The 21,506-nt window shown below is 71.6% G+C and carries 23 protein-coding genes; 7 read left to right on the top strand and 16 right to left on the bottom strand.

Annotated features, from left to right (window positions below):
- Both E4T13_RS13110 and E4T13_RS13105 read left to right on the top strand, forming a co-directional pair.
- Nucleotides 1-2,025, top strand: a complete 2,025-nt coding sequence (locus E4T13_RS13110; RefSeq protein ID WP_137178745.1) for a M3 family metallopeptidase — start codon at nucleotides 1-3, stop codon at nucleotides 2,023-2,025.
- Between the two features lie 194 nt (nucleotides 2,026-2,219).
- Nucleotides 2,220-4,169, top strand: a complete 1,950-nt coding sequence (locus tag E4T13_RS13105) for a PAS domain-containing sensor histidine kinase (RefSeq protein ID WP_137178744.1) — start codon at nucleotides 2,220-2,222, stop codon at nucleotides 4,167-4,169.
- A 21-nt stretch (nucleotides 4,170-4,190) separates the two neighbouring features.
- Here E4T13_RS13105 and E4T13_RS13100 read toward each other — a convergent pair whose 3' ends face one another.
- Nucleotides 4,191-4,979, bottom strand: a complete 789-nt coding sequence (locus E4T13_RS13100; RefSeq protein WP_137178743.1) for an SDR family NAD(P)-dependent oxidoreductase — start codon at nucleotides 4,977-4,979, stop codon at nucleotides 4,191-4,193.
- Between the two features lie 62 nt (nucleotides 4,980-5,041).
- Entirely contained in the window at nucleotides 5,042-5,452 is a 411-nt protein-coding gene (locus tag E4T13_RS13095; protein WP_137178742.1) for a hypothetical protein, read from the bottom strand.
- Between the two features lie 69 nt (nucleotides 5,453-5,521).
- On the opposite strand from E4T13_RS13095, the gene E4T13_RS13090 reads away from it, so the two are divergent.
- Nucleotides 5,522-6,088, top strand: a complete 567-nt coding sequence (locus E4T13_RS13090; RefSeq protein ID WP_137178741.1) for a TetR/AcrR family transcriptional regulator — start codon at nucleotides 5,522-5,524, stop codon at nucleotides 6,086-6,088.
- A 12-nt stretch (nucleotides 6,089-6,100) separates the two neighbouring features.
- Here the strand turns inward: E4T13_RS13090 and E4T13_RS13085 are convergent, their stop codons facing one another.
- From E4T13_RS13085 to E4T13_RS13055, 7 genes are all read right to left on the bottom strand, one after another.
- Nucleotides 6,101-6,838 (bottom strand): TlyA family RNA methyltransferase, encoded by a 738-nt coding sequence (locus E4T13_RS13085; RefSeq protein WP_137178740.1) that lies wholly within the window; start codon nucleotides 6,836-6,838, stop codon nucleotides 6,101-6,103.
- Nucleotides 6,839-6,959: 121 nt separating this feature from the next.
- Nucleotides 6,960-8,096 carry a mandelate racemase/muconate lactonizing enzyme family protein gene (locus E4T13_RS13080; RefSeq protein WP_137178739.1) on the bottom strand — a complete coding sequence of 379 codons (1,137 nt, stop codon included), beginning with the start codon at nucleotides 8,094-8,096 and terminating at the stop codon, nucleotides 6,960-6,962.
- A gap of 97 nt (nucleotides 8,097-8,193) precedes the next feature.
- A complete protein-coding gene (gene dxs, locus E4T13_RS13075) occupies nucleotides 8,194-10,113 on the bottom strand; it encodes a 1-deoxy-D-xylulose-5-phosphate synthase (protein WP_137178738.1) in 1,920 nt (639 codons plus the stop codon).
- A gap of 2 nt (nucleotides 10,114-10,115) precedes the next feature.
- Nucleotides 10,116-11,030 (bottom strand): polyprenyl synthetase family protein, encoded by a 915-nt coding sequence (locus tag E4T13_RS13070; protein WP_137178737.1) that lies wholly within the window; start codon nucleotides 11,028-11,030, stop codon nucleotides 10,116-10,118.
- The gene (locus E4T13_RS13065) at nucleotides 11,030-11,281 is read right to left on the bottom strand and encodes an exodeoxyribonuclease VII small subunit (RefSeq protein ID WP_137178736.1); all 252 of its coding nucleotides are present in this window, start codon (nucleotides 11,279-11,281) and stop codon (nucleotides 11,030-11,032) included. The genes E4T13_RS13070 and E4T13_RS13065 overlap by 1 nt, the downstream gene beginning before the upstream one ends.
- Nucleotides 11,282-11,415: 134 nt before the next feature.
- Complete coding sequence (locus tag E4T13_RS13060; protein WP_137178735.1) at nucleotides 11,416-12,345, bottom strand: histone deacetylase family protein; 930 nt, start codon at nucleotides 12,343-12,345, stop codon at nucleotides 11,416-11,418.
- Entirely contained in the window at nucleotides 12,342-12,578 is a 237-nt protein-coding gene (locus E4T13_RS13055) for a sulfurtransferase TusA family protein (RefSeq protein ID WP_137178734.1), read from the bottom strand. The genes E4T13_RS13060 and E4T13_RS13055 overlap by 4 nt, the downstream gene beginning before the upstream one ends.
- Before the next feature lie 77 nt (nucleotides 12,579-12,655).
- Between E4T13_RS13055 and E4T13_RS13050 the strand changes: the two genes are divergently transcribed.
- The 4 genes from E4T13_RS13050 to E4T13_RS13035 are packed head-to-tail and all read left to right on the top strand — an operon-like array spanning nucleotide 12,656 to nucleotide 15,888.
- Nucleotides 12,656-13,555 (top strand): ROK family protein, encoded by a 900-nt coding sequence (locus E4T13_RS13050; RefSeq protein ID WP_137178733.1) that lies wholly within the window; start codon nucleotides 12,656-12,658, stop codon nucleotides 13,553-13,555.
- Nucleotides 13,555-14,226: a response regulator gene (locus tag E4T13_RS13045; RefSeq protein ID WP_137178732.1), complete on the top strand. Its 672-nt coding sequence runs from the start codon at nucleotides 13,555-13,557 to the stop codon at nucleotides 14,224-14,226. The genes E4T13_RS13050 and E4T13_RS13045 overlap by 1 nt, the downstream gene beginning before the upstream one ends.
- 2 nt (nucleotides 14,227-14,228) lie before the next feature.
- A complete protein-coding gene (locus E4T13_RS13040) occupies nucleotides 14,229-14,615 on the top strand; it encodes a hypothetical protein (protein WP_137178731.1) in 387 nt (128 codons plus the stop codon).
- 1 nt (nucleotide 14,616) lies between these two features.
- On the top strand, nucleotides 14,617-15,888 hold the full coding sequence (locus tag E4T13_RS13035; protein ID WP_137178730.1) for a DNA polymerase IV: 1,272 nt from the start codon (nucleotides 14,617-14,619) through the stop codon (nucleotides 15,886-15,888).
- Here E4T13_RS13035 and E4T13_RS13030 read toward each other — a convergent pair.
- Genes E4T13_RS13030 through E4T13_RS13005 form a run of 7 tightly spaced genes read right to left on the bottom strand, consistent with a single transcriptional unit; the run spans nucleotide 15,880 to nucleotide 21,503 of the window.
- Nucleotides 15,880-16,566, bottom strand: a complete 687-nt coding sequence (locus E4T13_RS13030) for a tetratricopeptide repeat protein (protein ID WP_137178729.1) — start codon at nucleotides 16,564-16,566, stop codon at nucleotides 15,880-15,882. The two genes, E4T13_RS13035 and E4T13_RS13030, sit on opposite strands and share 9 nt — an antisense overlap.
- Entirely contained in the window at nucleotides 16,563-17,489 is a 927-nt protein-coding gene (locus E4T13_RS13025; protein WP_137178728.1) for a type II secretion system F family protein, read from the bottom strand. Before E4T13_RS13025 ends, E4T13_RS13030 begins: the two co-directional genes overlap by 4 nt.
- Nucleotides 17,486-17,662 (bottom strand): hypothetical protein, encoded by a 177-nt coding sequence (locus E4T13_RS29905; protein ID WP_170984977.1) that lies wholly within the window; start codon nucleotides 17,660-17,662, stop codon nucleotides 17,486-17,488. Before E4T13_RS29905 ends, E4T13_RS13025 begins: the two co-directional genes overlap by 4 nt.
- Nucleotides 17,659-18,603, bottom strand: coding sequence for a type II secretion system F family protein (locus E4T13_RS13020; RefSeq protein ID WP_137178727.1), 945 nt, complete (start codon nucleotides 18,601-18,603; stop codon nucleotides 17,659-17,661). Before E4T13_RS13020 ends, E4T13_RS29905 begins: the two co-directional genes overlap by 4 nt.
- A complete protein-coding gene (locus tag E4T13_RS13015; protein WP_137178726.1) occupies nucleotides 18,600-19,973 on the bottom strand; it encodes a CpaF family protein in 1,374 nt (457 codons plus the stop codon). Before E4T13_RS13015 ends, E4T13_RS13020 begins: the two co-directional genes overlap by 4 nt.
- On the bottom strand, nucleotides 19,970-21,190 hold the full coding sequence (locus E4T13_RS13010) for a pilus assembly protein CpaE (protein WP_137178725.1): 1,221 nt from the start codon (nucleotides 21,188-21,190) through the stop codon (nucleotides 19,970-19,972). Before E4T13_RS13010 ends, E4T13_RS13015 begins: the two co-directional genes overlap by 4 nt.
- Nucleotides 21,177-21,503: a hypothetical protein gene (locus E4T13_RS13005; RefSeq protein WP_137178724.1), complete on the bottom strand. Its 327-nt coding sequence runs from the start codon at nucleotides 21,501-21,503 to the stop codon at nucleotides 21,177-21,179. Before E4T13_RS13005 ends, E4T13_RS13010 begins: the two co-directional genes overlap by 14 nt.
- Nucleotides 21,504-21,506 lie beyond the last annotated feature (3 nt).

Below are 21,506 nucleotides of genomic sequence, written 5' to 3'. Positions count from 1 at the left end.
ATGACTCAGAACCCGCTTCTCGAAACCTGGACCACGCCCTTCGGCGTGCCGCCCTTCGACCGCATCCGTGCCGAACACTTCCCGCCGGCCTTCGAAGCCGCGCTGGCCGCGCATCGCGCGGAGATCGCCGCGCTCGGCAACGACCCCGCACCAGCGTCCTTCGCCAACACGGTGGAGGCGCTGGAGCGCGCCGGCGGCCTGCTCACCCGCGTGGCCGCCACCTTCTTCAACCTGGCCGCCAGCCAGGCCACCGACGCGCTGCAGGCGGTGGAGCGCGACTGGGCACCGAGGCTCGCCCGCCACCGCGCCGAGGTCGCGCTGGACGCCGGCACGTTCGCGCGCATCGCCGCGCTGCATGCGCGACGCGGGGAGCTCGGCCTGGAACCGGACCAGCTTCGCCTGCTGGATCGGCTGCACATGAACCGCCTGCGCAGCGGCGCCGGGCTGGACGCGGCGGCACGCGCGCGCATGACCGAGATCTCCGCGCGCCTCGCCGTGCTGCACACCGCCTTCGGTCAGAACGTGCTGGCCGACGAGAACGCCTGGCAGATGGTGCTGGGCGAAGGCGACCTCGATGGCCTGCCCGGCTTCCTGCGCGAAGCCGCGGCGCAGGCCGCGAAGGAGCGCGGCGCCGAAGGATACGTGATCACCCTCGCCCGCTCCTCGGTCGAGCCCTTCCTGACCTATTCGGCGCGGCGCGACCTGCGGGAGCGCGCGTGGCGTGCCTGGGTGGCGCGCGGCGCGCTCGACCCGGCGCGCGACAACGCACCGCTGGTGCGGGAGATTCTTGCGTTGCGTGCCGAGCGCGCACGGCTGCTCGGCCATGCCGACCATGCCGAATACCGCCTGGCCGACACCATGGCCAAGCGCCCGGAGGCCGCGGAGGCGTTGCTCCTCGCTGCCTGGGAACCGGCGAAGCGGCGCGCGGCGGAGGAGCGCGCGGAACTCGCAGCGCTGGCGCGCGCGGAAGGCCAGAACGAGCCGATCGAGGCCTGGGACTGGCGCTACTGGGCGGAGCGCGCGCGGCTGGCCAAGCACGATCTCGACGGCGCCGCGCTGAAGCCCTTCTTCGAGCTGGAGGCGATGCTGCGCGCGATCTTCGCCACCGCCGGCCGCCTGTTCGGCCTGCGCTTCACGGAGCGCGCGGACATCCCCGTCTATCACCCCGATGTCCGCGCCTTCGAGGTGCTGGACGCGGACGGCGCGCATCGCGGCGTCTTCCTGCTCGACAATTTTGCCCGCGTCGGCAAGCGCTCCGGCGCCTGGATGAGCAGTTTCCGGGTGGGCGAGCGCTTCGCCGACCGGGTCTCGCCGATCATCGTCAACAACAACAACCTGGCGAAGTCGTCGCCGACGCTGCTGTCCTTCGACGATGCGCGCACGCTGTTCCACGAATTCGGCCATGCGCTGCACGGGCTGATGAGCACCGCGCGCTATCCCTCGCAATCCGGCACGGCGGTGCTGGGCGATTTCGTGGAGTTCCCCTCCCAGGTGATGGAGCACTGGCTGTCGGTGCCGGAGACGCTGCGCACGCATGCGCGCCATCACGCGACGGGCGAGACCCTGCCGGATGCAATGATCGAGAAGCTGCTGGCGGCGCGGAACGAGGGGCAGGGCTTCGCGACGGTGGAATACGTCTCCTCCGCGCTGATGGACCTTGCCCTGCACCGCCATGCCGCGCCCGAGCAGCTAGACATCGACGGTTTCGAACAGGAATTCCTCGCGGAGATCGGCATGCCGGAGGGCATCGTGCTGCGCCACCGCCCGCTGCATTTCGGCCATCTCTTCGCCGGCGGCGGCTATGCGGCGGGCTACTACTTCTATCTCTGGGCCGAGGTGCTGGACGCCGACGGCTTCGAAGCCTTCGAGGAGGCGGGCGATCCGTTCCAGCCGGAACTCGCCGCGCGCCTCAAGGCAATCTACGAGGCCGGCGACACACGCGAGCCGATGGAACTCTACACGCAGTTCCGCGGCCGCCCGCCGCAGGTGGATGCGCTGCTGCGCAAGCGGGGCCTCGCCGCCTGATTGCCGCGCCCGGCCGAGTGACCGGCGCAGCAACCAAAGTTGCGTGAACATCCCGATATCGGGCTGAGCACACTTGTCACCGCCAGTGAAGGCAGACAGGTGTTGCTCCGACAGTCAGGTTCGCGTCCCGGATCAGGCGCGGCCTGACGGCGCGGCAGGCCAGCGGCACGACCCGCGCGGATCGGAGGGCTCGCATGGCCGACACGGTGGCGCTCGGGCCGGACGACCGGACCTATCGCCTGCTGGTCGAGGCGGTGGTCGACTACGCCATTTTCCTGCTCGACCCGGAGGGTCGCGTGGCGTCCTGGAACGCAGGGGCGCGGCGCATCAAGGGCTATGCCGACCAGGATGTGATCGGCCGCCACTTCTCGATGTTCTTCACCGACGAGGATTGCCGCGCCGGCCTGCCGCAGCGGGCGTTGGAGCGTGCCCGCGACGAAGGCCGCCACGAGAGCGAAGGCTGGCGGCGCCGCAAGGACGGCTCGCGGTTCTGGGCGCTCGCGGTGCTCGACGCCGTGCGTGACGATTCGGGGCGGCTGCTCGGCTTCGCCAAGGTCACGCGGGACCTCTCGCAGCGACGCGCGACGGAACTGGCGCTGCTCGAGAGCGAGCGGCAGTTCCGCCTGCTCGTGCAGGGCGTCACCGACTACGCGATCTTCATGCTCGCGCCGGACGGATCGGTGACGAGCTGGAATGCCGGCGCGCGGCGGATCAAGGGCTACGAGACCGGGGAGATCCTCGGCCAGCACTTCTCCCGCTTCTACACCGAGGAGGATCGGAGGGCGGCGGTGCCGGCCCGTGCGCTCGCCCAGGCCGCCACGACCGGCCGCTTCGAGGCGGAAGGCTGGCGCCTGCGCAAGGATGGCACGCGCTTCTGGGCCAGCGTGATCATCGATGCGATCCGGGACGAGCAGGCTGCGCTGATCGGCTTCGCCAAGGTGACGCGCGACATCACGGAGCAGCGCAATGCCAAGCTGGCGCTGGAGGAGACCCGCGCACAGCTGATCCAGTCGCAGAAGCTGGAAGCGCTGGGCCAGCTCACCGGCGGCGTCGCGCATGACTTCAACAACATCCTTCAGGTGATCTCCAGCGGCATCACCCTGGCGCAGAGGCTCCCGGCGGGCAGCGATCGGCTCGCCCGCATCCTGCAGGAGATGCGCAGCGCCGCGGCGCGGGGCGCCGACCTCACGCGCCAACTGCTCGCCTTCTCGCGCCAGGCGCCCCTGCGCCCGGAGTTCCTGGAGACGGCCAAGGGTATCGAGGATGCGGTGGCGCTGATCAGCCGCGTGATCCGCCCCGGCATCACGCTGGAGGTCGCCGTGGCGCCGGAGTGCTGGCCGCTGCGCGTGGATGTGTCGCAGTTCGAGGTCGCGCTGCTGAACCTCGCCGTCAATGCGCGGGATGCGATGCCCGAAGGCGGCACGCTGCGCATTGCCGCGGAGAATCGGGTGCTGGACGGTACGCCGCAGGGATTGAGCGGACGCTTCGTGGCCATCGGCGTGCGCGACACCGGCATCGGCATCCCCGGAGAGATCCTGGAGCGCATCTTCGAGCCTTTCTTCACCACGAAGCCGGTGGGCAAGGGCACGGGCCTCGGCTTGAGCCAGGTGCATGGCTTCGCGCAGCAGGCCGGCGGCGCCGTGACGATCGCCAGCAGGGTGGACGAGGGGACGGAGTTCACCCTGCTGCTTCCCGCCGCCACGGAAGGCCCCGAGGCCGGCGAGCAGGATGAGCCGGGCGAACAGGGCGCATCCGCACCGCTGCTGCCGGCGGGGCTGCGCGTGCTGGTGGTGGATGACGACGCGGCGGTGGGCCGGCTGACCGTCGGCATGCTGGAAGGGGCCGGCCAGAGCCCGAAGGCGACGACCGAAGCCGATAAGGCGCTCCGCTGGCTGTCGGAGGGCATGGCGTTCGACGTCGTCGTGTCGGATGTCGTGATGCTCGGTGGGATGGGCGGCCTGGACCTCGCGCGGGCGATCCGGCAGCGCTGGCCCGCCCTGCCGGTGCTGCTCGTCACCGGCTATACGCGCGATGCGGAGATCATCCAGCGGGAGTTCCCGGTGCTGCACAAGCCCTTCACCGCGCTGGAACTCACCCTCGCGATCCGCGGATTGCTGCGCCGGGCCGCGGCACCGGCGCGATAGGCCGCGCGGCGGGCCGCCGCGTCAAAGCGCCGCCCAGCCGCCATCCACCGGCAGGTCCACGCCAGTGATCTGGCGCGACACGTCGCTTGCCATGAACAGGCAGGCATTCGCCACGTCCACGTCGTTCGTCACGCGGCCCAGCGCATAGTCGGCGGCGTGGCGGCGCGCCGCCTCCTCCTCGGTGATGCCCAGGCGCTGCGCCATCTCGCGGCAGACCTTCTCGCGGAAGCGCGGGCCATCCACCATGCCGGGCGCGACGTTGTTGACGTTGATGTTGTGCGGCCCGAGTTCCAGCGCGAAGGATTTCGTGATTCCCCGCAGGCCCCACTTGCTCGCGCTGTAGGCCAGCCGCCCGGCGCGGCCGCGCATCCCGAAGGTGCCGCCGACATTCACGATCTTGCCCCAGCGCTGCGCGACCATCATGGGCGCGAAGGCGCGGATGGTGTTGAAGCAGCCGCGCATGTTGAGCTCGATGATCTCGTCGTACTCGGCCTGCGTCGTCGTCAGGCCGGTCTTGCCGATCGGCCCCGATCCGCCGGCGACGTTGACGAGGATATCCACCGTGCCGAAGCGCGCCTTGGCCTGGTCTGCCGCGGCGAAGCAGGCGGCGTCGGAGGTGATGTCGGTGCCGATAACCAGCGCCTCTGTCACCCTGGCCGCTTCTTCCGCCACCGGCGCGATGGCCGCCGTGTCGCGGCCGATCAGTACCAGGCGGCAGCCCTCGGCGGCAAAGGCCTGCGTGATCGCTGCCCCCATCCCCTTGGCCGGGCCGGTGATGGCCGCAACGCGGCCGCGCAACATCAGGTCCATGGGATCGGGGCTCCGCCGTTTCGCCCTCGGCTTCGCGCGGCACGCGCCCCGACGCAAGGGGGTCAGCCGCCTTCGCGTCGACCCATGAGCAGCGCGATCAGCATGCCCGCGCCCGCGCCCCAGAGGATCCAGGCCGCCGCCGGCGCCAGGCCGGGCGTCACACCGCCATAGAGCGACGGCACCCAGGTGATGGCGACGCCGTCGCACAGCGTGGCCGCCATCGTCGCGGCCGAGACGCCCGGGAAGAGTTGCGACGCAGAGAGACCTGCGATGCGGCGCGTCACCACCACCGCGGCCCAGAGGCCTGGCAGCGCGACGACGAACAGCAGCAGGCTGCCCAGCCCGCCGAACCAGCCCGCCGGCGCGGCGAAGCGGCAGAACAGCGCCGCCAGGAACCAGAAGACGATCCCCGACGCGACGCAGGTCCAGAACTGCGTCGGCGTCAGGCCGGCGATCCGGCTCGCTGCTGTCATGCTGTGCTCTCCTGCTGCGTCGCCGATGCTAGCGCGCACGATGTAGCGGCTGCTACAGGAATGTAGCAGGTGCTACGCAGACGCATGGGCATCCGCGAAGACCGCCGGCAGGCGCTGCTCGATCCCCTGGCAGACCATCTGCTGCGCCAAGGGCTCGGCGGCGCCGGGCTGCGCGCCATGGCGGCGGCGGCCGGCACCAGCGACCGCATGCTGCTGTACTATTTCGCCGACAAGGACGACGTGCTGAGCGCGGTGCTTGGGCATGTCGCGGAGCGGCTCGCCACGCTGCTGGAGGCGGCGGTCCCGCCCACGCCGCGGCGCCGCTTCGCACCGCTGCTGGAGGAGGTCTGGGCCGCGCTGCGGCGCCCCGCGCTGCAGGGCTGCATGCGACTGTGGTTGGAAGTCGCGGCGCGCTCCGGACGGGGCGAGGCGCCGTATCGCGCCATTGCGGCGGACATCGCCGACCACTTCGCCGCCTGGGCCGCCGAACGGCTCGATGCGCCGGAAGCCGAGCGCCTGCACCAGGGCGCACTGCTGAGCGCGACAGTGGACGGTCTTGCGCTGCTGGGCGCGGTGGGGCGTGGCAGGCTGGCCGATGCGGCGGCGCGCAGCGCGCCCTTTGCCGAGCGCGGCTGACGCCGCGCAGCCTCAGCCGCGCCGGGCGGCGATGAGGAACTCGCGGTTGCCTTCCGGCCCGAGGATCGGGCTCGCCTCGATGCCAAGGACGCGCCATCCCGGCAACTCGCCCCACCAGTTGCGGATCTCGGAGCAGACGCGCGCATGCACGCCGGCGTCGCGCACCACGCCGCCCTTGGCGATGGCCGGGCCGACCTCGAATTGCGGCTTGATCAGCGCCACCGCCCAGGCGCCGGGCGCGGCGAGCGCCAGCGGCGCGGGCAGCACCGTGCGCAACCCGATGAAGCTGGCATCGCAGACGATGGCGCCGATCGGATCGGGAATCTGCGCCGCCGTCAGGTAGCGGGCATTCACGCGTTCCATGACGACGACGCGCGGGTCGTTGCGCAGCTTCCAGGCGAGTTGCCCATGCCCGACATCCACGGCAAACACCTTCGCCGCACCGTGATGCAGGAGCACATCGGTGAAGCCGCCGGTGGAGGCGCCGACGTCAAGGCAGATGCGCCCTTGCGGCGAGAGGCCGAAATGCGCGAGGGCATGGTCGAGCTTGAGGCCGCCGCGCGACACCCAGGGATGGTCCTGGCCGCGCAGTTCCAGCGGCTGGTCCGGCTTGATGAGATCGCCGGCCTTGGCCACGCGCTGCTCCCCGCTGAACACCAGGCCAGCGAGGATCAGCGCCTGCGCGCGCGTGCGGGATTCCGCCAAGCCGCGTTCCACGAGCGCGACATCGGCGCGGAGCTTCTTCGTCATGGTGGCGCTCAGACCCCCACCCCGACCCTCCCCCGCTGCGCGGGAGAGGGAGAATAGCGGCGACCTGCTCCCTCTCCCGCTTGCGGGGGAGGGTCGGGGTGGGGGTTAGCCACGCCCGGTGTCACACCGCGAACCGCCTGAGCGCATCCCGATCCACCTGTACGCCCAGCCCCGGCGCCTCCGGCACGCGTACGCGCCCTTCCGCCGAGATCGCCGGCATGCTCGTGACCTCGTCGCGCACCGGATGCGGCGAGCGGTCCAGCTCCAGCAACGGCGGGCGCGGGAAGAGCCCCGGCGGGTTGTCCGGGATCACCGCCAGCAGATGCAGCGAGGCCGCGAGCGTCACGCCGGTGCCCCAGACATGCGGGTTCACGCGCACCCCGAAGGCGCTCGCCATGTCCGCGATCTTCTTCAGCTCCGAGATGCCGCCGCAGGCCGCGACGTCCGGTTGCAGTATGTCCACGGAGCGCCGCGCAATCATCTCCGCAAACCCCCAGCGGGCGAAGCTGGCTTCGCCGCCCGCGACGGGCAGCGGCTGGCGCGCCTTCACCTCGAGGTAGCCGGCGATGTCCTCCGGCGGCACGGGCTCCTCGAACCAGCCGATGTCGCAATCGGCGACGGCGTTGCCGTAGGTGATGGCCGCCGTTGCATCGTAGGCGTGGTTGCAATCCACCAGCAGGCCGCAGTCAGGCCCGATGGCGGCGCGGAACTCCCGCGTCAGCGCGATATCCTGCTTCAGCCCCCAGCCTGTCTTGAGCTTCAGCGCCCGAAAGCCCTCGGCGCGGCGCTGTTCGGCTTCCTCGACGAGATACTGCAGGTGGTCGCCGCGCTCGCGGCGATAGAAGCCGGTGGCGTAGGCCTCGATCTCCAACCGCAGCGGGCCGCCGAGCAGCCGGTGCACGGGCAGGCCGAGCGCCTGGCCCGCGATGTCCCACAGCGCGATGTCGATGGCGCTGATCGCCTCCACGACAAGGCCGCGCTGCCCGTGGTCGCGCAGGCGGTTGTAGAGCGCCTGCCAGATCGCCTCGCGCGCCATCGCGTCCTGGCCGATCACCAGCGGCGCCAGCCAGACGACGATGGGCGCGGTCAGTTCCGGCGGCCCGAACGCCTCGCCCCAGCCGGTGATGCCGTCTTCGGTGGTGATCTCGACCAGCATGGCGCCTCGCCTGCGGTACCAGGCCTGGGAATAGGCGAAGGGTTCCGACAGCTCCGCCATCAGCACATGCGGCGTGATGGCGCGGATGGTGGTGCCAGTCATGGGCGTATCTCCCGTCCACGCATCCCTACTCCCTCCCCCGTTCACGGGGGAGGGCCGGGGTGCGGGGGCGCCCTGGAAGGGCGCGTCGGAGCCCGCGCTACGCCCGCGCCGGCTGCGCCATCGGCACGCCCAGCGCCGCCACCGCCGCCGCGACGATGTGCTTCGCATTCAGCCCGGCCCAGTCGTACTGCACCTTCGGCGCGGCATGGTCCAGGAAGCGGTCCGGCAGCGTCATCGGGCGGAACTTCAGCCCGCCATCCAGCAGCCCCTGCCAGGCCAGGTGTTGCGCCACCAGGCTGCCGAAGCCGCCGACGCTGCCTTCCTCGACCGTGATCAGCACCTCGTGCTCACGCGCCAGCCGCTCCACCAGCGCCGTGTCCAGCGGCTTGGCGAAGCGCGCATCGGCCACCGTCGCCGAAAGCCCCTGCGCGGCAAGCTCGTCGGCCGCCTTCATCGCTTCGGCCAGCCGCGTGCCGTAGGAGAGGATGGCGATGCTCGTGCCCTCCCGCAGCACGCGCCCGCGCCCGATCTCGAGCGGCGTGCCGCGCGCCGGCACGGCGATGCCCGTGCCCTCGCCACGGGGATAGCGGAATGCGGAAGGCGCATCGTCGATCGCCGCCGCGGTGGCGACGATATGCGCGAGCTCCGCCTCATCCGCCGCCGCCATCAGCACGACGCCGGGCAGGCAGCCGAGATAGGCGATGTCGAAGCTGCCCGCATGCGTCGCGCCATCGGCGCCGACCAGCCCCGCGCGATCCATCGCGAAGCGCACCGGCAGCCCCTGCAGCACCACGTCGTGCACCACCTGGTCATAGGCGCGCTGCAGGAAGGTGGAATAGATCGCGCAGAAGGGCTTGAGGCCTTCCGTTGCCATGCCGGCCGCGAAGGTCACCGCATGCTGCTCGGCGATGCCGACGTCGAAGCAGCGCTTCGGGAAGCGCTTCGCGAACAGGTCGAGGCTGGTGCCGGAGGGCATCGCGGCATTCACCGCGACAATCCGTTCGTCCACCTCGGCTTCCGCGATCAGCGCCTGCGCGAAGACCTTCTGGTAGGCGGGCGGGCCGGGCGGGGCCTTCTGCTGCTCGCCGGTGATGACGTTGAACTTCTGGACGCCATGATACTTGTCGGCGCTGGCCTCGGCCGGCGCGTAGCCCTTGCCCTTCTGTGTCACCACATGCAGCAGGATCGGCTGCACGTCGTCCTCGGCGTCGCGCAGGTTGCGCAGGATCGGCAGAAGGTGGTCCAGGTCGTGCCCGTCGATCGGGCCGACATAGTAGAAGCCCATCTCCTCGAACAGCGTGCCGCCGGTCAGCAGGCCGCGCGCAAACTCCTCGGCCTTGCGCGCGGTGCGCTCGATCGGGCGCGGGAAGCGCTTGGCCAGCTTGGCCATCATCTCGCGCACGTTCAGGAAAGGACGCGAGGACACCACCTTCGACAGATAGGCGCTCATCGCGCCCACCGGCGGCGCGATGGACATGTCGTTGTCGTTGAGGATGACGATCAGCCGCGACTTCAGGGCGCCCGCGTTGTTCATCGCCTCATAGGCCATGCCGGCGGACATCGATCCGTCGCCGATCACCGCGACGACGTTGCGCGTATCGCCTTTCAGGTCGCGCGCCACCGCCATGCCGAGGCCGGCGCTGATCGAGGTGGAGGAATGCGCCGCGCCGAAGGGATCGTATTCGCTCTCGCTCCGCCGCGTGAAGCCGGACAGGCCGCCTTCCGTGCGCAGCGTGCGGATGCGGTCGCGCCGCCCGGTCAGGATCTTGTGGGGATAGGCCTGATGGCCGACATCCCAGATCAGCCGGTCGCGCGGCGTCTCGAAGATCGCATGGATCGCGACGGTCAGCTCCACCACGCCGAGCGAGGCGCCGAGATGCCCGCCCGTCACCGACACCGCGTCGATCGTCTCCGCCCTCAGCTCCGCGGCCAACTGCTTGAGCTGCTCGGCGGAGAAATTGCGCAGGTCGGCCGGGATGCGGACGCGATCGAGAAGCGGCGTGGCGGGAGGTGCCATGGTCAACTCTTCCTTTGCACCGTGTAGGCGGCGAGCGCGCGCAGCAGATCCGCGCGCTCGCCGAAACTGTCGAGATGGTTGATGGCCTGTTCCACCAGGCGTTCCGCCTGCAGCCGCGCGCGCTCCACGCCCAGCAGCGAGACCAGCGTGGCCTTGCCGGCCTCGGCGTCCTTGCCGGTGCGCTTGCCGGTCTGTTCCGCGCTCGCGGTGGCATCCAGCAGGTCGTCGGCGATCTGGAAGGCGGCGCCGAGCTCGCGCCCATAGGCGGCGAGCGCTTGGCGCTGTGCGGACGGCGCCTTGCCGAGGATGGCGCCGGCCTCGGCCGAGAACTCGATCAGCCGCCCGGTCTTGAGCAACTGCAGCCGGCCGATGGCGGGCTCGTCCAGCGGTTGGTCCGATTCCTCCGCGAGCATGTCCAGCATCTGCCCGCCGCACATGCCCCGCGCGCCCGCGGCGCGCGCCAGGCAGCGCACCAGCTCGGCGCGCACGGCGGGATCGGAATGCGTGTCCTCCTCGGCCAGCACCTCGAAGGCGCGGGCCTGCAGCGCGTCGCCGGCCAGGATGGCGGTCGCCTCGTCGAAGGCGCGGTGCGCCGTCGGCTTGCCGCGGCGGAGATCGTCATCGTCCATCGCGGGCAGATCGTCATGCACCAGCGAATAGGCGTGCAGCATCTCGATCGCCGCCGCGACGCGCAGCGCCGCGGCGCGGGAGACGCCGAACTGCGCCGCGCCCTCCAACACCAGGAAGCCGCGCATGCGCTTGCCGCCGCCCATGGCGGCGTAGCGCATCGCCTCGAACAGGCGCGATTCCGCGCCCTCCGGCGGCGGCAGCAGGGTGTCCAGTGCCACCTCGACCTCCGCCGCGGCGGCGGGCAGGGCGGCCGAAAGGCCGTCGAGCGGGGCGAGTGTTTCTGACATCAGCCGGCGTCCCGCAATGTCGGGCCGCCGGGCGAATCGACAATGGCCTGGACCTTCTGTTCCGCTTCTGCGAGCAGCGCCTCGCAATGCCGGCGGAGGGCGGCGCCGCGCTCGTACTGCGCGACGGCCGTCTCCAGCCGGCCCTGGCCGGCCTCCAACTCGCGGACGATCCCCTCCAGTTCCTGCAAGGCTTCCTCGAAGGACAGCGTGTCAACCGGACGAGACGCTTCTGTGGTCGGAGTGTCAACCATTCTTGACATGATGCACCAATCCCGGCCGGTGGGCCATGAAAAACCGCAGGGCTGTCCGAGGGGAGGAGCCGCCGCAAAACAGCCTTGCGCCGCATACCGGGATAAGGGGCGCAGCTGGGGGCGGCAACCGGGCGTCAGGCCCGCATCAGCGCCCGCACATGCGCCGCGGCGGAACTCGCCAGCGCGTCCAGGTCGTAGCCGCCCTCCAGCAGGCTGACGAGCCGGCCTTCGCAGTGGCGGTCCGCCAGGCGGCACAGCTCCTCGCTGAGCCAGGCGAAATCGGCCTCGCGCACGCGCAATTGTGCCAGCGGGTCGCGCGCATGCGCGTCGAAGCCGGCGGAAATCACCAGCAATTCCGGTGCGAAGCGGTCCAGCGCGGGCAGCAGCGTGTCCTGCCATGCCGAGCGGAACGCCGCGCCATCGGCGCCGGGCGGCAACGGCGCGTTCACGATGTTGCCGACGCCGGTCTCGCTGGCGTCGCCCGTGCCCGGATAGCAGGGCGACTGGTGGGAGCTGGCGTAGAACAGGGTTGCGTCAGCCTCGAAGCAGGCCTGGGTGCCGTTGCCGTGATGCACGTCGAAATCCACCACGGCGATCCGCGTCAGGCCGTGCATCGCCTGGGCGTGGCGGGCGGCGACGGCGGCATTGGCGAAGAAGCAGAAGCCCATCGGCCGCGCCGGCTCGGCATGGTGGCCGGGCGGGCGCACCGCGCAGAAGACGCGGCGCACCTCGGCCCGGCACACCGCATCCACCCCGGCCACGGCCGCGCCCGCGGCGCGCAAGGCGGCCTCGGCGCTGCCCCAGTTCATGGCGGTATCGGCATCGAGCTGCACGATGTCGTCCGGCTCCGGTCGGATGCCGAGGATCGCGTCCACATACTGCGCCGGGTGCACACGGATCAGCTGCTCCACCGTCGCCTGCGGCGCCTCATCGCGGATGAGGTCCGAGAATTCCTCGCTGTCGAGCGCCCGCAGCACGGCGCGCAGCCGGTCCGGGCATTCCGGATGATGCGGCCCCATGTCGTGATGCAGGCAGGCGCGGTGGGAAAACAGCAGGACAGTCACGTCGGCTCCTCCCGCTTCTTCAGGGTGAAGCGGTAGACGCCCTTCTCCTCGCTGAAGGCGACCAGCGCATGCCCGGTCTCCTGCGTATAGGCCCGGAAATCCTTCACGCTGGCGGGGTCGGTGGCGAGCACGGTCAACCTTGCCCCGGCCGGAAGGCTGCGGAGCGCCTTGTTGGCCTTCAGCACCGGCAGCGGGCAGGTGAGCCCCTGCACGTCGAGCAGCGTATCTCCCATGCCGCGGAGTCCAGCACCGCCGACCCCGCGGGGCAAGGCGCTTGCCTGCCGGGTGCCGGCCGCGCGACTGTCGGGGCATGGATTGGCGCATCGGTGTGGATCTAGGCGGGACCAAGATCGAGGTCGCCGCGCTGGACTCGTCCGGCACGGTGCGGCTGCGCCGCCGCGTCGCCACGCCGCGCGACTATGCGGCCGGGATCGCCGCCATCGCCGGCCTTGTCGAGGGCGCGGAGGCCGAGCTCGGGGCGCGGGGCAGCCTCGGCATCGGCATCCCCGGCAGCGAGAACCCAGAGACCCGGCTGATCCGCGGCGCCAATTCCACCTGGCTGAACGGCAGGCCGCTCGGCGCCGACCTCGCCGCCCGCCTGGACCGTCCGGTGCGGCTGTCCAACGATGCGAACTGCCTTGCGATGAGCGAGGCGGCGGATGGCGCCGGCGCCGGCTTCGGCAGCGTCTTCGCGGTGATCCTTGGCACCGGTTGCGGCGGGGGTCTCGTGGTGAACGGGCGGCTGGTCGAAGGACGCAACCGTGTGGCGGGCGAATGGGGCCACAATCCGCTGCCCTGGATGACGGCAGCGGAACATCCCGGCCCGCGCTGCTGGTGCGGACAGCGCGGCTGTCTCGAGACGTTTCTTTCGGGACCGGGCCTCGCCGCCGATGCGGATGGTCCTGGCGCGCGCGACGCGAGCGCGCTGCCCGCCCGCGCCGCCGCCGGTGACGCGACGGCACGGGGCGCGCTGGACCGCCATGCGGACCGGCTCGCCCGGGCGCTGGCCGCCATCGTTAACATCGTCGATCCCGAGGTGATCGTGCTGGGTGGAGGCCTGTCCAACATGGTGCATCTCTATACGGTGCTGCCCGGGCTGATCCCCCGCCACGTCTTCTCCGACGCCTTCTCCACCCCGGTGCGGCAAGCCATGCATGGCGACAGTTCCGGCGTGCTGGGCGCCGCGCGGCTGTGGGACGGGGGCGGCTGATGGAACAGCTCATCAAGCTGATCGAGGCGCTGGCCTGGCCCGCCGTGGTGCTGTTCGTCGCCTGGCGCTTCCATGACGCGGTCGCGGCGCTGGTGAAGCCGGCCGATGCCGGCCAGACCACGGTGAAGGTTGGGCCGACCGGGGTGGAGATCACCCGCATCGCCAGCTCCGCCGCCGCCGCCGCCATCGCCGCTTCCGCCCAGCGGGCGGGCGAACCCGCTGCGGATGGCGCTGCGCAGGAGCAGATCGTGCGCAATATTGCCGGCGCCGCCGCAGCCGGGCTGGTGGCCAGCGGCACGGGCACCAAGGCGCTGCGCCTGCTCTGGGTGGACGACAACCCCGCCAACAACCGCCTGCTCGTCACCGCCTTCCGCGAACTGGGCATCGAGGTGACGGAACGGACCAGCACGGAAGCGGGGCTTGCGGCCCTGCGGGAGGCGCGGTTCGACCTGGTGATCACCGACATGGCGCGCCCGCCGGACGAGGAGGCCGGGCTGACCCTGCTGCGGGCGATCCGCGCCGAGCATCCCGCGCTGCCGGTGGTGATCCACGCCGCGCGCTGGGCGATGGCGCATCGCGGCGAGGAACGTGCCCTCGGCGCCGACCTCATCACCAGCAACGTGGACGAGGTCTACGCCTTCGTGCTGAAGGCCGCACGGCGGACCGGGTGAGCATGGCCGGGGCGGCAGCGGCGGGCGCGTTGTATTTCGCCGTGCTGTTCGGCCTGGGCTTCCTGCTCGGCCCGTTCCGCATCCTGGTGCTGGAGCCGCGCATCGGCGCGGTTGGCGCCATCCTGGTGGAGGCAGTGCCGATGCTCGGGGCCATGATCGTCGTCGCCCCCTGGGCCGCGCGGATGCTCGATGTCCCGCCCACCCCCGCCGCACGCTTGACGATGGGAATCGTCGCCCTGCTGCTGCTGGTGGCGGCGGAAAGCGCGCTGGACGCGCTGCTCGGTGGGCGCGCGTTCTGGGCGCAACGGGTGCGCACGCCGGATGGCCGCATCGGCCTGACGCTCATGGCGGCCTTCGCGCTGATGCCGCTGGTGCGGCGGCGCGCCTGACATGCCGGCGCTCTGCCGCGATTGCGATCACGCCGCCGCAGCCGCCTTCGCCGCATGCCCGGCCTGCGGCTCACGGCGCGTGGTGGCGCATGACGAATTGTTCGCCCTCTCGGTCGCGCATGTCGATTGCGATGCCTTCTACGCCTCGGTCGAGAAGCGCGACCGGCCGGAACTGCTGACGAAGCCGGTGATCGTCGGCGGCGGCAAGCGCGGCGTGGTCTCGGCGGCCTGCTACGTCGCGCGCACCCGCGGGGTGCGCAGTGCGATGCCGATGTTCAAGGCGCTGGCCGCCTGCCCGGACGCCGTGGTGATCAAGCCGGACATGGCGAAATACGTCGCCGCCGCACGCCAGGTGCGCGCGCTGATGGAGGCGCTGACGCCGCTGGTGCAGCCGCTGTCCATCGACGAAGCCGCGCTCGACCTCTCGGGCACCGCGACGCTGCACAAGGCGCCGCCGGCCGTCGTGCTCGCGCGCTTCGCGCGGCAGGTGGAGCGGGAGATCGGCATCACCGTATCGATCGGCCTGGCGCGCAACCGGCTGCTGGCGAAGCTCGCGGCCGAGCGCGACAAGCCGCGCGGCTTCGCCGTGCTGGGCAGCGAGGCGGCGGAGTGGCTCGCCGACAAGCCCGTCGGGCTGCTGCCCGGTGTCGGGCCTGCGCTCGCCCGGCGCCTGGAAGGGGCGGGCTTCACCCGGCTCGGCCAGCTTGCGCTGCTCGACCCGCGTGAGGCGGCCCGGCGCTTCGGCGAGGAAGGCCCGGGCCTGGTCGCACGTGCCCGCGGCGAGGATGCGCGGCGCGTCACACCGGATCGCGAGGCGAAGTCCATCTCGGCCGAAACCACCTTCGACACCGATCTGCGCACCCTGGCCGAGCTGGAACGCCCGCTGTGGAGGATGTGCGAGAAGCTGGCCCGCCGGCTGAAGGAGAAGGACCTCGCCGCCGGCGGCGTCGTGCTGAAGCTCAAGACCGCCGGCTTCGAGACGCGCAGCCGCCACGCTCGCCTGGCGCGCGCCACACGCCTGCCGGAGACGCTGTTCCGCGCGGTGCAGCCGCTGCTGGCGAAGGAGGCGACGGGCGCGGCGTTCCGCCTGATCGGCATCGGCGCGCAGCCGCTGGTGGCGGGCGACACCGCCGACCTGCCGGACCTGGCAGACCCCGATTCGGCGCGGCGGGCGGCGAAGTGGCAGGCGGTGGATGCGCTGCGTGCGCGCTTCGGCGCCGAAGCCGTGGTCAGCGGCCGCGGGCTGCCGAAGCGCGGGCCGGGCTCAGCTTAGGCCCGCGCAGGGATCGCCGCCGGCGCTGCCGCGCAGCGCGCCGAAGCCCGGCGCGGTGCCGCGGATCTGGTTGATCCAGCCGGAGGTGGCGACGCTGCGCGGCGTGGACGCCAGCACCGCCTCGGCACCTTCCGTGCAGCCGGTCAGCATCAGCGACAGCGCCAGGTTGCCGGTGATCACGGCGTTCTGCGGATCGGCCGCCTGCGCCGTGCGATAGGCGGCGCGCGCTTCCGCATGCCGGCCCAGCATGTCGAGCGCGATGCCGCGGCCGTTCAGCGACTTCGCATCAGCGCGCGACCAGCGCAGATGCTCGTCGAACAGCGCCAACGCCTGCTGCGGCTGACCGACTTCCAGCAGCACGCGCGCTTCGGTCTGCAGCAGCACCGGGTCGCGCGGGTTGCGGCGGCGCGCCTCGGCCAGCACGTCGCGGGCGCGCTCGGGGTCCCCGTTCTGCAGCAGCATCTTGCTGTAGCGCGCGGCGACCTCGGCGTCGTCGGGATGCTGCTGGTAGGCGCTCGCATAGACCTGCAGCGCCATGCCTGCATTGCCCCCGCGTTCCGCCGCGGCGGCGACGCGAAGCTGGCGCTCGACATCGGGGGAGGAGGCGGTGCGCTGCGCGCCGGCACAGCCCGAGAGCAGCAGCACGGCGATCAGCGGCGTGGCGAGGCGGCGCATCATTGCATGGCTCCGACGGCATCGAAGAGCTGGAGGATCGAAGGGCCGACCAGCACGAGGAACAGGGGCGGCAGGATGAACAGGATCAGCGGCAGCACCAGCAGCGCGGGCAGCCGCGCGGCCTTTTCCTCCATGCGGATCAGCCGTGCCTGGCGCTCATCGGCGGCGAGCGCGCGCAGCGCGGTGCCGAGCGGCGTGCCGTAGCGCATCGCCTGGGACAGCGTGGCGGCGACGCGGCGCAGGCCGTCCACCTCGGCGCGCTCCGCGAAGCGCTCCATGGCGGAGCTGCGGTCGGGCATCAGCCGCATCTCCTGCGAGAGCTGGGCGAATTCCAGCGACATCGCGGGGTTGGCGCGGCGCAGGTCGTTCGCCACGCGGTCGATGGCGCTTTCCAGGCCAAGGCCAGCTTCGGCGCAGACCACCAGGAGGTCCAGCGTATCGGCCATGCCGCGGTTCAGCGCGGCGACACGCCGCTTGCGCAGCTGCGAAAGGATCATGTTCGGCGCCAGCACGCCGACGCCGGCGCCGACCAGCAGCGGCAGCATCGGGCTGCCGCCGGAGCCGTTGGCCGCATGGTAGGCCATCGCGACCGCCGGGCCGGCCACCAGGAAGACCAGCTTCAACGCCACCAGCAGCGGCGCCGCCATCGTCGCGGGCACGCCGAGCGGCACCAGCGTGCGCTCCACCTGAACCCGGTCCTGCTGCGAAGCCATGAAGCGCACCAGGCCGCTGACATCGAGCAGGCGCAGCATGGAAGCGCCCATGCTGGCGAAGCTGCGCTTCGGCGCGGCCTCCGGCGTGACGCCGATGGCGGCGCGGCGCACGCGCTCGGCCATGCGGTGCTCGGTGAGCTCGTTGGCGGCCAGCGCGATCGCCACGATCGCAAGAAGGCCGGCCGCGATCAGCCCGGCGAGGAGCGGGCTCATCGGGTCTTCCGCTTCAGGCAGGCCAATGCCTTCAGCCGCCAGCGGCGCTGCGCCGCGCGCGTGGCGCGCAGCTGCGCGACGCCGAGATCGGCCTCGGGCACCAGGATCGCCGCCCGCGCGGCCCGGCCGGCGGCGGAAATGCGGGCGTCGTGGCGCTTGGTGACGGTGATCATTCCGAGGTGCTCCGCTTGATCATGGTCCGGATCACGAGCAGGCCCATGCTGAGCAGCACGACAGCCGTCGTGAGCAGGCTGTTGCCGCGGGAATCGACGAAGAGCGCGTCGAGATAGCCGGGCTTGATGAAGGAGACGGCGGTGCCGGCGAAGGGCGGCAGCGCCACCAGGATGCCGGCTGAGGCCTTGGCCTGCCCTGCCAGCGCCTGCGCCTTCGCCGCCATCGCCACGCGCTTGCGCACGATGTCGCCGATGTTGTCCAGCGCCTCCGCCAGGCTGCCGCCAGTCTGCGACTGCAGGCCGATGACCACCGAGAGGAAGGCGTATTCGCGCAGGTTGGTGCGCTCGTAGATGCCCCACAGCGCCTTGTCGAGCGGCGTGCCGATCGCCGTCTCGCCCAGCAGGCGCTGGAACTCGGCGCGTGTCGGGTCCGGCATCTCGCGCGCGACGCTGCGCACCGCCTCGCCGATCGGCAGGCCCGCGCGCACCGCGCGGACCATCAGCCCGATCGCGTCCGGAATCTGCCGGAACGCCTCGTCGCGATGCTTGCCGAGCTCCCACAGGAAGATCATGCGCAGCGTGCCGAGCGCGCCGACCAGGCCGAGGATCACCGCCGGGAAACCGCCGACCACCATGGTGCCGCCCCAGGCCGCCAGACCGCCCACGGTGCCGGCCAGCACCAGAACGATCGGGATGGGCATGCGCCGCATCGGCAGGACGCCCGGCGCGACGCCGACCCAGCCGGAGATCCGCATGCCGAAGCCGCCCCGCGCCACCGGTCGCGCGATCACCGATTGCTCGGCGACGGCGCGACGGAGTTGCGCGCGGCCGGACTGCAAGGCCAGCCGCTCCTTCAGCGTGCGGTCGTCGCGGTTGCTGAACAGCAGCGCGAGCCCGGCGAGCAGCAGCACCACGGCGCCGGCGGCGAACAGCGGGTTCATGCGACGATCTCCATCGCCTGAGCGAAGGCGCTGTCCAGGCCGAAGTAGCGCAGCTTGTTCATGAAGCCCGGCCGCACGCGGGAGGAGACCCAGCGGCCGATCAGGTTGCCCTGCGCGTCCTCGCTCTCGAACTCGTAGGTGAACAGGTCGTTCAGCGTGATCACGTCACCTTCCAGGCCGCAGACCTCGGTCACCTGCTGCACGCGGCGCTTGCCGTCGCGCATGCGCTCGAGCTGGACGATCACGTCCACCGCACTGACGATCTGCGTGCGGATGGCGCGCAGCGGCAGGCTGACGGTGCCCATCTGCACCATGTTCTCGATGCGGGTGATGCCGTCGCGCGCGTTGTTGGCGTGGATCGTGCAGAAGCTGCCGTCATGGCCGGTGTTCATGGCCTGCAGCATGTCGAAGGCCTCGGCGCCGCGCACCTCGCCGACGATGATGCGATCGGGGCGCATGCGCAGCGCATTCTTGATCAGGTCGCGCTGCGTGATCTCGCCGCGGCCTTCGAGGTTCATCGGGCGCGTCTCCAGCCGCACCACATGCGGCTGCTGCAGCTGCAGCTCCGCCGCGTCCTCGATGGTGACGATGCGCTCGCCATGGTCGATCATGCGGCTCATCGCGTTCATCATCGTGGTCTTGCCGGAGCCGGTGCCGCCGGAGACGACGATGTTCAGCCGGCAGCGGGAGGCGATCTCCAGCACCCGCGCGATCGGGTTGGAAAGGCTGCCGAGCTCGACCATGCCCTGCAGATCGACCTTGCGCTTGGAGAATTTGCGGATCGAGATGCAGGGGCCGTCCAGCGCCAGCGGCGGGAACACCACGTTCACGCGGCTGCCATCGGGCAGGCGGCAGTCCACCAGCGGGCTCGATTCGTCCACGCGCCGGCCGACGGTCGCGGCCATCTTCTGCGCGATCGAGGCGACATGCGATGCGCTGCGGAAGTTCAGCTTCACCTGCTGCAGCTTGCCGCGCTTCTCGATGAAGATGTTCTCCGGCCCGTTGATCATGATGTCGCTGATGCCGTCGTCGCGCAGCAGCTCCTCGATCGGGCCGAAGCCGAGCATGTCGTCCACCAGCTCCTGCGCCAGCAGGGCCTGGTCGGTGGCGGAGATCTCGATGCGCTGCGCGCCGGCGACCTCATGCACCAGGCGCTCGAGCTGCTCGCGCACGCGCGCCTGCGGCATCTCAACCGCGGCGCGCGGGTCGATCCGCTCCATCACCTGGGTGCGCAGCGCCTGCAGCGGCGCCGGCGTCTCCGCCGGTTTCGCGGCAGGGGCATGCGGCGCCGGCGGCGGCGCCTCCGCCTCGGGCGGCGGCAGCGGCACCGCGCGCAGCGCGGCCTCGGTACGGCGCCCGAAGGTCTTCATGCGCGGCGCAGCCAGCCGAACAGGCCGCCCCCGCCGCGGCGCCGCTCGGTCGCGGTGCCGGACACCTCGCGCACCAGTGGCGCCAGCGCGCGCTTCAGCGCGGGGGAGGCCGCGTTGGCCGGCTTGCCCAGGTTCAGCGCGCGCAGGATCTGCTTGGGCTGCCAGGGCAGCACGCAATCCGGCCGCCCACCGAGACCCTCCTCGACCAGCGGCAGGGTCAGTCCGCCGGGGATGCCGAGGCGGTTCAGCACCAGCAGCGGGTGTGCGCCCGCGCCCTGCGCCAGCACCAGCCGCTTCAGCGCCAGCGCATCGCGCACGCCGGCGACATCGGGGCCGAAGGTCACCAGAACCTGGCGCGACTGCGCCAGCACCGCCTTCTCCACCCCGCCGGGCGGCGAGCGCAGATCCACCACGATGGTGTTGAAGCGGTGCCGAAGCAGTTCCAGCAGCCGCTTGACGCTCTCGGCGCTCGCCATCGGCGCCGCGTCCATCGGCTCCTCCGCAGCGATCACCCGCACGCGGTCGCCGACCGGGATGGCCGCGCGTTCCAGGAACAGCGCGTCCACGCGGTCGGGATGCTCCAGCGCGATGCGCAGGCCGCTGCCCGGCTTCACGCCGAGCGAGAGGCCGATGGTGCCGCCGCGCAGATGCAGGTCCACCAGCGCGACATGGCTGCGCGTGATGCTGGAGATCTCGAGCGCCAGGTTCGCGGCGACGGTCGTCGCGCCCGACCCGCCGCGGGCATTCAGCACGGAGACCACGCGCCCGCCGCGGCTGCTGGTTTCGCGCTCCACCACCGCGCCGGCGATGGCTGGCCCGAACAGCCGTGCCACGTGGTCGCGGGTGAGAGGCTTGTAGATGTACTCATGCACGCCGAGGTCGTGCGTCAGGCGGCGATAGAGCGGCAGGTCGTCGCGGTCGCCCACCACCAGCACGCGCACATCCGGCTCGCAGACCGAGGCCAGCGCCTCGAGCTGCGGCGTGGGATCCTCCATGCCGGCGACGTCCACGATCAGCACCTTGGGCGTCGGCTCGCGCTCCATCGCGCGGATCGCCGCGGCCACCGCGCCGCGACGGACCTGCAAATCCTCCACCATGGCGCCGAGGCCGCCGCGCAGCGCCGCCTCGCTCTGCTCGTCGGAGAGAAAGGCGAGGACCTCGATGCGGTCCGTCGCGCCGGTCTCGTTGCTGCGCGTCGCGAGATTAGTTGCTGACATAGCTGCCCGATAGCGGCGGCAAGGCCGGTATCCCCCTCACTGGTTGCGCACCCGCATTCGCCCCGCCCTGGCCACCCGCGCTCAGCGGCCCGCCCAGCCTGGCCGCGGCCAGAGCCGCCGCCTCGCCGGTGGAGGGCACGGCGGGTGCGACGCCCTGGGTGAGCTGGGCGGGGTCGACCACCATGGCGCGCAGGTTGGCGTCGTTCGCGCCGGTGGCCTGCCAGGTGCCCGGCCGGGTGTACGGCTCGGGGTCTATGCAGCCGCCGGTGGCGAGCGCCAGCGGCAGCCAGAGAAGAAGCTTCGGCTTTCGCATGTG

Origin of the sequence: Roseomonas sp. AR75 (assembly GCF_005222815.1) — a bacterium.
Lineage (GTDB): Bacteria > Pseudomonadota > Alphaproteobacteria > Acetobacterales > Acetobacteraceae > Falsiroseomonas.
Note: the sequence above shows the minus strand (reverse complement) of the source record. Positions and strands in the feature narration are given on the sequence as shown.